At 45.2% G+C, this 13,484-nt stretch carries 9 protein-coding genes; 7 read left to right on the plus strand and 2 right to left on the minus strand.

Features of this window, described 5'->3' with window-relative positions:
- Positions 1-209 precede the first annotated feature (209 nt).
- Entirely contained in the window at positions 210-2,198 is a 1,989-nt protein-coding gene (locus ACPYIV_RS09720) for an OmpA family protein (protein ID WP_299360329.1), read from the minus strand.
- 55 nt (positions 2,199-2,253) lie between these two features.
- Complete coding sequence (locus ACPYIV_RS09725; protein ID WP_293732818.1) at positions 2,254-3,474, minus strand: S-adenosylmethionine:tRNA ribosyltransferase-isomerase; 1,221 nt, start codon at positions 3,472-3,474, stop codon at positions 2,254-2,256.
- A gap of 340 nt (positions 3,475-3,814) precedes the next feature.
- Between ACPYIV_RS09725 and ACPYIV_RS09730 the strand changes: the two genes are divergently transcribed.
- The 7 genes from ACPYIV_RS09730 to dnaG all read left to right on the plus strand — a co-directional run bounded on the left by ACPYIV_RS09730 (position 3,815) and on the right by dnaG (position 13,484).
- Positions 3,815-4,924 (plus strand): DUF2027 domain-containing protein, encoded by a 1,110-nt coding sequence (locus tag ACPYIV_RS09730; protein ID WP_425886418.1) that lies wholly within the window; start codon positions 3,815-3,817, stop codon positions 4,922-4,924.
- A gap of 24 nt (positions 4,925-4,948) precedes the next feature.
- Positions 4,949-5,416 (plus strand): CYTH domain-containing protein, encoded by a 468-nt coding sequence (locus ACPYIV_RS09735; RefSeq protein ID WP_425886419.1) that lies wholly within the window; start codon positions 4,949-4,951, stop codon positions 5,414-5,416.
- Positions 5,417-5,509: 93 nt separating this feature from the next.
- Entirely contained in the window at positions 5,510-7,669 is a 2,160-nt protein-coding gene (locus ACPYIV_RS09740; protein ID WP_425886420.1) for a S46 family peptidase, read from the plus strand.
- A 1,182-nt stretch (positions 7,670-8,851) separates the two neighbouring features.
- The gene (locus tag ACPYIV_RS09745) at positions 8,852-9,706 is read left to right on the plus strand and encodes a leucine-rich repeat domain-containing protein (protein WP_293732815.1); all 855 of its coding nucleotides are present in this window, start codon (positions 8,852-8,854) and stop codon (positions 9,704-9,706) included.
- 13 nt (positions 9,707-9,719) lie between these two features.
- Positions 9,720-9,944, plus strand: coding sequence for a hypothetical protein (locus ACPYIV_RS09750; protein WP_293732814.1), 225 nt, complete (start codon positions 9,720-9,722; stop codon positions 9,942-9,944).
- Positions 9,916-11,283, plus strand: a complete 1,368-nt coding sequence (locus tag ACPYIV_RS09755; protein ID WP_293732813.1) for a hypothetical protein — start codon at positions 9,916-9,918, stop codon at positions 11,281-11,283. Before ACPYIV_RS09750 ends, ACPYIV_RS09755 begins: the two co-directional genes overlap by 29 nt.
- A 74-nt stretch (positions 11,284-11,357) precedes the next feature.
- A complete protein-coding gene (dnaG, locus tag ACPYIV_RS09760; RefSeq protein ID WP_425886421.1) occupies positions 11,358-13,484 on the plus strand; it encodes a DNA primase in 2,127 nt (708 codons plus the stop codon).

Raw genomic sequence — 13,484 nt, forward strand, 5'->3', positions numbered from 1 at the left:
CTTGTTTTTATCGCTTGCAAAGATATGATTTATCAGGAATTAAATAACCGGAGAAATAAATAATTAACGGTCTTATCCATAAAAGTAAGAGGTTATCCGAAAACCGGCGGGCTCATTCAGAAAAAAATGCCGGTGTTCTGTGGATAACCTCTTACAGGTTACAGGTTTAAAATTCGAGGTACCTTATATCTTTTTACCTTATCGATAAATCAAAACAAATTATAGTTCGTCCGCAATACTTTAAATTCCGTCCGGCGGTTTATCTGGTCTGCAATCTCCTGCTGTTCAGGTGTCAGTTTATCAATAAATTCTTCGGTCAGGACATCTCCTTCATTCAGGAAATCATAATTCTTGGCCATCTTCTTGTTGATCGTTTTAGGGACGCTTTCGCCATATCCTTTCGCCTCGAGCCGGTCCTGGGCAATCCCCCCGGCAATCAGATAGTCGACAACCGATTGTGCCCGCCGCTGCGCCAACCGTTCGTTATATTGCTCCGTACCTTTGCGGTCGGTATGTGCACCCAATTCGATCGTCACGTTCGGGTTATCATTCAGCATCTTGATCATTTCGTCCAATGCCTTCTTCGATTCCGGACGCAGAGTCGCCTTGTCGAAATCATAGAATATATTTTCGATCACAACAGGTTTACTGATCGGGGAAAGGAAAAAGTCCACGATATATGTCTCGTTCTTCTCCTCCGGCCCTGTTTTCAGTTCGAAATTCTGGTTCAGATAACCACGTGCGCTTGCCATCATCACATAGCGGATATCACGTTCCAGTTCAACCTTGTACTTACCGTCTTTCTTTGCCAGCACTTTTTCGTTCAGACCGTCCCTGCCGACAATACGGACCGTTGCATCTTCTATCGGGTTCTCGTCCACATCGGACACGATACCTTCGATAAAGATAGTGATAACCGGTAATTCGAAAGAATACAAATGGTCATATCCACGCGCATCATTGCGGTTGGAACTAAAAAAGCCGCTTTCCTTGTTTCCGGCAAACGTGATTCCGAAATCATCGCCGGCCGAGTTGATCGGAGCTTTCATATTCTCGACGTTCCACTTACCCGTACTGTCCAAGGTCGCTTTGAAAATATCCAACCCTCCCATTCCCGGATGCCCGTCGGAAGCAAAATAGAGCGTTACGGAATCCCGCACGTAAGGGAACATCTCATCACCCGGCGTATTGATATCCGGTCCCAGATTCTCCATCGGCCCGAAGTCGCTTCCCACGACACGTGCCCGAAACAGGTCTTTACCTCCATAACCACCTACGGCATCCGACACAAAATACAGATACTTGCCGTCCGGCGATATCGAGGGGTGACCGAGAGCCGTCACCGAATCTTTTACGATGCTCGCCCTGGTTCCTTTTCCCCATTTGGCACTACTGCGGGAAGATATATAGATTTCCGAAGTACGTGGTCCTTCCGGGTCTTGTGCGCAATAGGTATAATACATCGTATTCCCGTCTTTGGAAAAAGAAGGCGTTCCCTCATCGAACTCCGTATTTACCTCATCTTCCAGTTCGACCGGAGCCTGCCAAGTTCCATTTTCATCCTGCTTGACCAAGAAGAAATCGTTATTCCGCTGTCCGGTGATCGCGCTATTGGTCTCTTCCTTATCTTTCCCGGCACCTTTAGGCGTACGGGTGGAAGCAAAATACAACTGATCGTACTTTTCGCCATACAGCATCGGGCTGAATTCGGAACGGCGGGAGTTAAACTTGTCCATCCGCTTCACCGTATAGCGGGTTGGCGACTGTTTCCATTTCACCGCTTCCTCCGAGCCCGTCACACCATTAAAGGCCAACACGCTGCCCGGTTCCCCCAGCAAGTAATCGTTGTAATATTTGATTGCCTCCCCATAACGTCCGCTCTTCTGGTACATCTGCCCCAGACGGAGATTCACGATACTGTCCGGATATTTATACCTGAGCGCATTCATATAGGCGCTGGTCGCACGCGGCGTATTGTTGATCAAGCGGTTACACTCCGCCATCCTAAAAGCGATATATCCACGCAAGTCACGCTTGGCAGGAGGTGTTTTCGTATATACTTTCCTGTAAATGGCCGCCGCTTCAAAATATTCGCCGATACGCTGCTTTTCTTCCGCGTCACTCAGTTTCGCTGATTTACAGGAATACAAGAAAGACGCAGTCAGCAACAGGAACAAATATGGGATAAATTGTCTCATTTGCTATAATCTATGTTTTATTAAACAGGATTATGTATGATTTATTGTATGAACTTTATAACAATAGCGAGCTATCCCCGTAACTCAAAAAACGGAAATCATGCGCCAGGGCATAATCATAAATATTTTTCCAGTCCCCTTTCACAAAAGCGGATATCAGCAACAGCAACGTGCTTTTCGGCTGATGGAAGTTGGTCACGATGCCGCGCACGATCTTAAACGCATAGCCCGGAGCGATAATGATCCGGGTAGCCGTCACCAACTTGTCTGCCTGGCGACGGTCCAGATAATCCAGAATATTTTGCAAGGCCTCGTCAGCCGTCAGCTTGTTATTCGCTTCTTCGTAAGGCATCCACTGCTTAACAATCAGTTCCTCGGCAGTGGCATCCGGTTTCGAAGCCAGCGTGACGCCCATATAATAGAGGCTTTCAAGCGTACGGACCGAAGTCGTGCCGACCGCAATAATCTTACCGAGGTTATTCTTAATCCGTTCGATCGAACTCCGGCGTACGGAGATAAATTCCGTATGCATCTCATGCCCTTCGATCGTCTCGCTTTTCACAGGCTTGAATGTCCCGGCTCCGACATGAAGCGTCAATTCTTCCCGTCCGATCCCCTGCGCATCGATAGCGGCTAGGACTTCCGGTGTAAAATGCAAACCGGCTGTCGGTGCGGCCACCGAACCTTTTATCTTGGAGTAGACCGTCTGGTAGGTCTGCAAATCGCTTTTCTCGGTTTCCCGGTTCAAATAAGGAGGGATCGGCAACACGCCTGCCGCATCCAACAGGTCGGCAAACGTGCACGTCGGATGATCCCATGTAAACTCGATGAGATGGCTGTCCCCGCAGGTCTGCAATTTTTCAGCTTTCAATATGACCGTCTCGCCACCGAACTGCACCTCCTTCTTTAAAAACCCTTCTTTCCATTTCTTCAGGTTACCGACTAAGCAAGTCCAGCGGCAACGTTCGGTCTGTTGGAAAACCAACGCATAGTCATGCGGTTCTACCGGTTCCAGGCAGAAAATCTCGATCTTCGCACCTGTCTCTTTCTGAAACAGCAGACGCGCCTGGATCACCCGCGTATTGTTGAATACCATCAGAGATCCATCCGGCAAGTAATCCGTAATATGTTTGAATATACTCTCGCTGACTTTTCCTTCCTTATATAATAAGAGTTTCGATTCATCCCGTTTGGATAACGGGAATTTGGCGATCCGCTCGTCAGGCAGCGGATAATCAAAATCTTCGATACGTATCTGTTGCGTCTGTGTTGTCATGACTTTTGCTATTACAGGCTCTTTTAATCGAACCGGGTTGCAAAAGTACAAATTTATAGGTAAAAAGTATCAGAAAACACGAACAAGAATCCGGCCCCGGATTTATCAAAATGTCACTACCACCCCATCTAAATCGAATTAGTTATGCATGTATTTGGAATTAGTATTGCGGGTAATATTTTTTAACACTTCATTTTGCCATGCTTTACCCTTATAAGTATAGCAAAATGATATGCTGGTATTTCCTATAAAAAACAAGGTTGGCAAATCAACCGTCCGAAACCGGATTAATCGCTGAATTTTACTACTTTTGTGGCAAATAACAAAAGTAAATCGAATTATGAGTAACATAAAAGTAGGAGACAAAGTGCGTTTCCTGAACAGCACCGGTGGAGGTGTCGTTCGTAGTTTCAAAGGGAAAGACCAGGTTTTGGTGGAAGATGAAGACGGATTCGAAGTACCGGCGCTGATCCGTGAATGTGTTGTCGTAGGAGATAGCGAGATGCAGGTGCACAGCTCCCGGCGTTCACCGTTGCCTTCCGTGGAACAGGCGTCCGCTACACAGACACCATCGCACACCGCCACCGTAGAGACGCACAGCCGTGCGTCTCTACCGAACAACGAGACGCCTATCCCGGCAGAAACCGCCGAGGGCGAACGGCTGAATATCTACTTGGCTTACCTCCCGATAGAGCCTGCCAAAGTGATGCAGGGAAGCGGCTACGAAACCTATTTCATCAATGACAGCAATTACTATCTGTTCTTCAATTATATGAATCGCCAAAACAACAGTTGGATCAGCCGCTATAACGGTATCGTAGAGCCGAATACACAGATTTTCTTAGAAGAATTCGGCAAAGAAGAACTGAACGACTTGGAACGTATCTGCGTGCAACTGATCGCGTTCAAAAAGGACAAACCTTATTCATTGAAGAATGCCATTTCGGTAGAACTCCATCTCGATACAGTCAAATTCTATAAGCAACACTGCTTCATGGAAAACGATTTCTTCGACGAAGATGCAATGGTCTACCCGATCGTGCGCCAGGACATCCCTGAAAAAGAATTGCTGATTTCCGCAGCCGAATTACAGGAAGCCATGCAGCAAAAAGTACGCGAAGACCGCCGCGCTCCCCAAACGATCGTCAAGAAGAAAGCGACAGACAGCGCTATCCTCGAAGTGGATCTGCATATCACTGAACTACTGGACAACACCAATGGGCTGAGTAACGCTGACATGCTGAACTACCAGTTGGAAAAATTCCATGAAGTGCTCTCCAAATACGCAGCCAACAAAGGACAGAAAATCGTCTTTATCCACGGAAAAGGCGACGGGGTACTGCGCAAGGCAATCGAGAAAGAACTAAAAACAAAATACAAACAACATTATTACCAAGATGCCTCCTTCCGCGAATACGGCTTCGGAGCAACGATGGTAACGATTAAATAAGTTGTCAATTATCCACTGCTCATCATGGCTACCGAAATAGAAAGAAAATTCCTTGTCACCGGTGACTTCAGCCGGCAAGTGACCTCGGCACAACGTATCGTGCAAGGGTATATCTGCTCACAACCCGGACGGACAGTACGGGTGCGCATCCGGGGGGAAGAAGGATTCCTCACGATCAAGGGCGCATCGGATGAGAAAGGGTTGAGCCGCTACGAGTTCGAACAGAAGATACCGTTAGCGGATGCGGAAGAGCTATTGAAACTATGCGAACCCGGAGCCATAGACAAAATGCGCAATCTGGTCCCGGCAGGAAAACACACTTGGGAAATCGACGTTTTTCATGGCGAGAACGAAGGGCTGATCTTAGCGGAAATAGAATTGGCTTACGAGGACGAACCTTTTGAACGGCCCGACTGGATCGGACAAGAGGTCAGTGGAGATCGTCGTTACTATAACTCGATGTTGACAAAACATCCGTATAAACAATGGTAAGATTTATGATTTCAGATTTATGATTTATGAAGACGATAAAGCCATAAATCTGAAATCATAAATCATAATTCATAAATCATAAATCATAAAACAATGAAGAGACTCATCATCTCCCTCGCGGCAGCCATCCTGTCGCTACCGGTAACAGCCGATGAGGGCATGTGGCTGCTACCTTTGCTGAAAGGACAAAAATTCCCGGAAATGCAAGCTCTGGGACTTAAATTGCAAGATTATGACATCTATAGCCCCGACTCGGCTTCCCTGAAAGATGCCGTCGTCATCTTCGGAGGCGGTTGCACGGGCGAGATCGTTTCACCGGAAGGATTGCTCCTGACCAACCATCATTGCGGCTACGGCTGCATCCAGCGTCACAGTACGCTGGAGCATGACTACCTGACAAACGGCTTTTGGGCCATGTCGCGCGATCAGGAACTTCCGAATCCCGGCATGACCGTCACTTTCATCGATAAAATAGAGGATGTGACCGACTATGTGAAAAAGGAACTGGAAAAAGACACCGATCCTAACAGCATGAACTTCCTCTCCCCTAAATTTCTGAACGGACTGGCAAAAGCAAAAGCCGGAGAAAAGTTCCTGCAGGATAATCCGGGCACGGAAGTCGAGATCAAGGCGTTCTACGGTGGCAACCAGTATTTCATGTTCACAAAGAAAATCTATTCCGATGTCCGTCTCGTAGGGGCTCCTCCTTCGTCGATCGGGAAGTTCGGCGCAGATACCGACAACTGGATGTGGCCGCGTCATACGGGCGACTTCTCCGTCTTCCGCGTCTATGCCGATGCGAACGGCAATCCGGCTCCCTACTCCGACAAAAATGTTCCGCTTCGCCCGAAACGCTGGTTTAAGATTTCATTGAAAGGCGTCCAGGAAAACGATTATGCCATGATGATGGGATTTCCCGGCCGGACCAATAAATACTATACTTCCTGGGAAGTGGCGGAACGCCGTGATATCGACAACACGGTCCGCATCCACATCCGTGATTTGCGCCAGAAAGTCATGTTGGACGAGATGCTGAAAGACCCGGCTGTCCGGATTCAGTATGCCAGCAAATATGCTGGCTCGACAAATGCTTACAAAAATGCGATCGGCAGCAACTGGGCCATCAAAAAGCGGAATTTCGAACAAGTGAAAAAGGAGGAACAGGACAAACTGATCGCCTGGTCCAACAAAATGTGCGAACCGAGCTATCCCGATGCCTTGATGGCACTCGAACAGATCGTATCGGATCGTAAAGACCTGCGTTTCCGCAGTTGGATGTTGGACGAAGCGATTCTGAGAGGGATTGAATTTACAAGCGTGCCGACTCAAACGGATGCGGTCATAGAAGCCCTGAAAGGGAAAGACAAAAAAGCCAGACAGGAACAGCTCCGGCTGTTGGAACGGGCTTATCATGGATTTGCCAACAGCAATTACTCGGCCGACGTAGACAAGAAAATCGCCAAAGTGATGCTGAAAGAATACCGCAGCCAGATCGACCCGAAAGCGCAACCGGCCTATTTCGGACTGGTCGACAAGAAGTTTAAAGGAGACACGGACCGGTTCGTCGACTATCTGTTCGAGGCATCCATCTTCGGCAGTGAGGATAATTTCAATAAATTCCTTTCCCGCCCGTCTGCCAAAGCGTTGGAAAACGACCCGATGATTCTTTTTGCCAAGTCTGTCCGTGCAGAAGAAGCCAATCTGAAGAATGCGTTAAAAGAATTTGAAGATGGGTATGCAATGGCTCACCGCCGTTATGTAAAAGGTTTGCTGGCCATGTATGGCGACCGTGCCAATTTCCCCGACGCCAACTTCACCCTGCGCCTCACCTACGGACAGGTAAAAGGCTACAGCCCGCGCGACTGCGACTACTACGGTCATCAAACAACACTGGACGGCGTGATGGAAAAAGAAGATTCCACCAACTGGGAATTCGTCGTGCCCGCCCGTCTGAAAGAATTGTACGCCGCCAAAGATTTCGGACGCTACAAAGCTCCCGGCGGAAAAATGCCTGTCGCTTTCAGTACAACTACCCATTCGACCGGTGGAAACTCCGGCAGCCCTGTGATGAATGCGAACGGCGAACTGATCGGCATCAATTTCGACCGCAACTGGGAAGGGGTCGGCGGCGACATCCAGTACCTCCCCGACTACCAGCGCAGCATCATCGTCGACATCCGCTACGTCCTCTTCATCATGGACAAATATGCCGGAGCAGGATATTTGCTGGATGAGATGGAGATTGAAGAATAATTGGTACAATAACTCACAGCAAGCCACAGGAAGGTGTGTCAAAACACCTTTATCACGATCTTTTAGGCACGGATTTACACGGATAAATTTATTTTCTTTCCGTGTAATCCGTGCTTAAATTATGTCTATTAGTAAACAGGATTTTGTTTCGACACACCTCCAATCAAAACGTCTCATCAAAATGTCAATTTGATAAATCAGAGCCTTTTTCTATGTTCTATATGGATGGATATGCAAGACAACTCGTACAAAAGCGTTTCTCCGGAAGTTGGCATTTGACAAAACAACAGCCACAAGCCTGAATTACAAGCTGAATTTCGTCTAAGACAAACCTTATACAGATCTTTTTTGTCGTAAAGAAAGCAAAACCGGCTTTTTCCGCTTTTTATGATAGTTGAAATCAGACCATCTTTTTCTATCTTTTAGCTGAAATATCCTGCTGAAAAGCACATTTTGATAATCGATACGAGACGTTTCATACTCTTATCCGTTCACCTTTTAGAATTGATCTAAATGATTCCCGATATTCATCCGAATAAAAGTCAACTTTCATCTGCATGCTTTTCCCTAATCATTAAGATCATTTCAAAAATGATTTAGATGATTTTTGGAAAGGCGACCGGATATTTTTTGAATACCGTCCGGAATACTCTTTTCTGAGGAAGTTCGAGTGAGCAAACAGCTCCAAAACAAAGCAATTTGTAATGCAAAAATTCAAAAACAACATCAAAATCACATCTAATAGCCAGATGTTTTTTGCTATAATAATTCATCCTAATGTTCAATGTTATTGTTCGCGAAGACGTGAAATGGATCTATTATTAGATTGCAAAGAATATATTATTGCGAATAACTTATGCAATGTTTCATTAAAAAAAAGACAGATAGAATTATATGGAGAATAAAAATATCTCCATATCTGCGAAAATATTTTTTTTAAGACAAAACCTTGTTGATCAATTATTTTTTTCATATATTGCACTCGTTAACAAAAAGAGATCAAACTAAAAGAGACATCTCCCGCAATGAGATATCTTATTTGAAGCAACAGTCTTAAAAAACAGAGTTAGTTCCTATTCAAGAACCGATCCGTTTTTCTCCTCATGCGAACCATCACTTTTTTAATATATTGTGATGTGCCGATATCAAATAAAAAACGTTCATCCATAAATCATCAATCGCATGGAAAAAAATCATTACATTGTCTGGATAGCATTTATCATCTTGTCAATAGCCAGCAGTTGTTCTTCCGATCCCGATCCATCTCCCGTCGGCCCTCCTGCTCCACATATAAGTCGGCAAGACAGTTTGGCACTCGTCGCTCTTTACAAAGCCGGAGGTGGAGAATTTTGGGATAATAAATGGGACCTGAACGACTTTTCAACATGGACAGGAGTAGGAGGATATCTTTCCGATTCAGCCACAAACGAGTATCGGGTCGAAAAACTCCATCTTGTATGCAACACCCCATTCCCCAGAGGAGTGCTATCGGAAGAAATCGGAAAACTGACCGGGTTAAGAGTACTTCTGATAGACGGAAAAGGATTCGAAGGAGCTCTTCCGACATCTATTTCCAACCTGAAAAACCTGGAAGAGATTAGTATCGTAGGAACCTCAATCATGGGTCAAATACCGGAAGGGATTCTATCACTACCGAAAGTTTGGAGGATCATTATGTCAGAATGTGAACTTTCGGGCGAATTACCGAAAGATATTACGGAAACAGCTCCGAGCCTTACTATAGTGGATTTAAGCAGAAACCATTTAAGAGGAGAACTGCCTAACAATATAAAAGGTATTCGATTGGATTTAGACTACAATGATTACACCAAATTTCCTTTTGAATACATTATACAACGTGAAGAACTTAGTTTCAAAGGAGATCTTTATATGAAACATAACAAAATAACAGGGATCATCCCAGATTCGATACTAAACAATCCAAAATGGATTGGTGATTTAAATTTGTATACAAACCCTCAGAAGAAAGGGTATGGATATGCAAATGCTCCTTGGCCGAAAATTAAAAACAATTAAAATGACTAATCATATGAAAACAAATATTTTTACATCAGCAATAGCAAGCGTATGTTTTTTAACATTAGCTTTTTCTTGTAATGACAATCAATTATCGGTCTCCGATACCGATATGGGAATAAAAACAGAGCAATTGGTTGCAGAAGACACAGGTATCATTTATCCTCTTTCTCTGGAATTTAGAAATTCATTAACCAAAAGTACAGGAAATGAATTTGAAACAAATTGGGAAAATTGATCAAACTTGGTTGAATATGGGAGCCGATGTTGCAATTCCAATCAACTTAGGGACGCTTAAATCCTGGACTTGTACCAATGCCGTACAAGGAAACGCCAAGGGCATTGTTCAAGGTTGGAACTGCTTTCAAATCGCTTTGGCATATAATCCGAATAATACCTCTGTACAATATATGGAACTTTTATGCGAATCCGAAAATACTACAAATTACAACTTTTTCGGAACTTCATATGCATATTCTAATGGGACTATACTGACTTACGGATCCACTCAATCTTCTACTCCTATAAATTTAAATGTAGGAACCATTATCGGAGGAGATGCCGAAAATTATATTACTAACAACGTTGTAAATAAAACCCGTGGTATTAGCTTAGATGTAATTAAAAAGGCTGCTAAAATAGTAGGAAAACTAACGGGATTGATAAATAAGAAGCCTTCTGTTATCAAAAGCGATCTTGAAATTACAACAAGAGGTAATTTTGAAGTTACTGGAACTTCAACAATCCTGAGTTCAAATACTTCGCTTAGAGTTCCGTTTACAGAAAACAAAGTAGGCAAAGTCGGTTCCTGGAATTTGCGGGAGCAACCAACCGTATATTTAAATCCTTTGGCTGACTATGATCCAAATGTGCCGGTAAGCGTTCTGGGAGAACGAGCTTATCACCTTCGCGGAATTACTAAATGTGATTATGATTTGGTCATTAACCCGGATTTACAGTCCCATATAAAAAAGCAATGGGTTGAAATCGACTTTGTTAAGTATTGGTTAAAATCAGCCTATTCAGGAGATGTTGATTATCAGAAATATTTAAAAGAAAAAGAGGCTTTTATACCACAGAGTCCAGATTGTTATAAAGATTTTGGAAGTTTAGGAACTAATGGAACAGGATTCCAGATGACATATTACGAATCAGATGTACTTTCCGGTAGTTATACAGGAGGAAAAGGTATCTTTGATTTTGACTTTTCCAATCAGCGCTTTACAGTCAGAAGTTCTTACCAAGATCTGATAGGACATGACGCAAATGTGGTTTTTGTTCCTAACGCCCAAACATATGAAATAGCGAAAATTAATTACGAAAATCTATTTATGCGGGTAAGTCTTTATACCGTTACCGAATTTGAAGGTAAAGAGGAAACAACAATATCTACTCGTACATTCTTACCTAAATACGAATGGGATCCGGATATGTACAATGAATACAAAAACCTATATCCCAAAATGTCATCAATAAATAGCTCAGAACCGGCCAAAGACAAGCCAAACACCAGGCCAGCCGCCTTATACATAGACGAGCAGCATCCGGAGGGTCTGATCATGGAAAATTATAAATAGAAAAACAGGTTGTCATTGTATAATCCAAAAATCATAAATCTTCTTACCTTTGCAACTGAAAAGTAAGGAGCTAAATGATCGATCAACCTACCATAGACCGGATATTGGATGCTGCAAACATTGTGGACGTTGTTTCCGAGTTCGTTACCCTTCGGAAGCGGGGGATCAATTATGTAGGATTGTGCCCTTTCCACAGCGACAAGTCACCCTCTTTCTATGTGTCGCCGACAAAGAATATCTGTAAATGCTTTGCCTGCGGCGAAGGAGGTACAGCTGTTCACTTCATTATGAAGCATGAACAGCTGACTTATTATGACGCGCTTCGCTATCTTGCCAAGAAATATAACATTGAAATACAGGAACGGGAACTGTCGGAACGCGAAAAGCAGGTACGCAGCAACCGCGAGAGTATGCTGATCGTCAATAGCTGGGCGCAGAAATATTTCACGACGCAGCTCTACGAACATCAGGAAGGCAAAGCGGCCGGCCTGCGCTACTTTGCCGAACGTGGCTTCCGCGAAGATACGATTCGCAAATTCCAGTTAGGCTACAGCCTCGACCAACGGGACGCCCTGTATAAAGCGGCTACAAAAAGCGGCTACAAAAAAGAATTTCTCGAAAAGACAGGTCTGGTGATTGTCTACGACAACGGCGGGGTAAACGACCGTTTCCGCGGACGTGTCATTTTTCCGGTCCATTCGTTGAGCGGGAAGGTGGTTGCTTTCGGGGGGCGTGTCCTGAAGAAAGACGAAAAGACGGCCAAATATGTCAACTCGCCCGAAAGTGAGATTTACCATAAGAGTAACGAGCTTTACGGGATCTATTTCGCCAAGCAGGCGATTGTAAAGGCTGACCGCTGCTTCTTGGTGGAAGGTTATACGGATGTGATTTCCATGCATCAGGCAGGGGTCGAGAACGTGGTCGCTTCATCGGGTACAGCCCTGACACAGGGACAGATACGGCTGATCCACCGCTTCACCAATAACATCACTGTACTCTATGACGGCGATGCCGCCGGTATTAAAGCAGCCTTGCGCGGTATCGATCTGCTATTAGAAGACGGTATGAACGTGAAAGTGGTGCTCCTTCCTGACGGAGAAGACCCGGATTCTTTCGCCCGCAAGCACAACGCAAGCCAGTTTGCCGAGTTCATCCGGCAGAACGAGACGGATTTCATCCGTTTCAAAACGCGCCTGCTATTGGATGATGCCGGAACGGACCCGATCAAACGGTCGGCACTGATCGCCGATATTATCCGGACGGTAGCTATCATCCCCGACAATATCGCCCGTTCCCTTTATATCCGGGAATGCAGTGCGATGATGGAAATAGACGAGATGATCCTGTTGAACGAAGTAAACAGAATCCGTCTCGACAAGAAAGAAAGGCAAACAAATACTCCGTCCTCCTCCATCCCGGCTACTCCCGTCAATATCCCCGAATATCCGGATATTCCCGGTTACCAGCCCTACCCGGAAGAGGTACTGACGGAACAACCACAGGAAAGTCCCCTGCCTCCTGACAATACGATCCCGCCGCCACCGCCTGAAGAATACGGTCCCGATGACGGAGAAGGCAGCATACCGCCGCCAGCACCTTTCACACCGCCGGCTAATATTCCGGTCGGGCCGAAACGTTCGCCTTATGAGGTGTACGAAGTTGCCTTATTGCGATACATCGTGCGTTACGGCGAGCGCATCCTGTTCCAATATACGGATGAAGAGACGAACGAGGAAGTCATAATCCGCGTTTCCGAATATATCCGTTCCGAACTGGAACGCGACGATCTGACCTTCTATACTCCGCTTTTCAAGACTATGATGGACGAAGCGGCCGATCGCTGCCAATCCGAAGGGTTCATCGCGAACCGCTATTTCCTCGCCCACCCCGACCCGAACGTGAGTCGCCTTGCCGCCAACCTGATCAGCGAAAAGTATCAGCTCAGCAAATATCACACCAAATACAGGGAACTGGAACAGGAAGAAGACAAACTCGACCAGTTGGTAATCCGTGAACTGTATGCTTTCAAAGATGCCTATATCCTCTCGCAGATCAAAGAGATACAGGCGCAGATCAAAAGTATGCAAAACAACGAAGACATGGAACAGGTTTTCGAGCTGATGAAAAAGCTCACGCGCCTGAACGAAATAAAGAATGTATTAAGTAAAGAATTAGGAGAAAGAATCATATTAAAAATGTAA

Origin of the sequence: Parabacteroides vesiculifaciens, from assembly GCF_049860805.1 — a bacterium.
Lineage (GTDB): Bacteria > Bacteroidota > Bacteroidia > Bacteroidales > Tannerellaceae > Parabacteroides.

What these genes read in the sequence shown, in the direction of transcription:
- ACPYIV_RS09720 (WP_299360329.1), bottom strand. Translation starts at nt 2,198, where the DNA reads ATGAGACAATTTATCCCATATTTGTTCCTGTTGCTGACTGCGTCTTTC.
- ACPYIV_RS09725 (WP_293732818.1), bottom strand. Translation starts at nt 3,474, where the DNA reads ATGACAACACAGACGCAACAGATACGTATCGAAGATTTTGATTATCCG.
- ACPYIV_RS09730 (WP_425886418.1), top strand. Translation starts at nt 3,815, where the DNA reads ATGAGTAACATAAAAGTAGGAGACAAAGTGCGTTTCCTGAACAGCACC.
- ACPYIV_RS09735 (WP_425886419.1), top strand. Translation starts at nt 4,949, where the DNA reads ATGGCTACCGAAATAGAAAGAAAATTCCTTGTCACCGGTGACTTCAGC.
- ACPYIV_RS09740 (WP_425886420.1), top strand. Translation starts at nt 5,510, where the DNA reads ATGAAGAGACTCATCATCTCCCTCGCGGCAGCCATCCTGTCGCTACCG.
- ACPYIV_RS09745 (WP_293732815.1), top strand. Translation starts at nt 8,852, where the DNA reads ATGGAAAAAAATCATTACATTGTCTGGATAGCATTTATCATCTTGTCA.
- ACPYIV_RS09750 (WP_293732814.1), top strand. Translation starts at nt 9,720, where the DNA reads ATGAAAACAAATATTTTTACATCAGCAATAGCAAGCGTATGTTTTTTA.
- ACPYIV_RS09755 (WP_293732813.1), top strand. Translation starts at nt 9,916, where the DNA reads ATGAATTTGAAACAAATTGGGAAAATTGATCAAACTTGGTTGAATATG.
- dnaG (WP_425886421.1), top strand. Translation starts at nt 11,358, where the DNA reads ATGATCGATCAACCTACCATAGACCGGATATTGGATGCTGCAAACATT.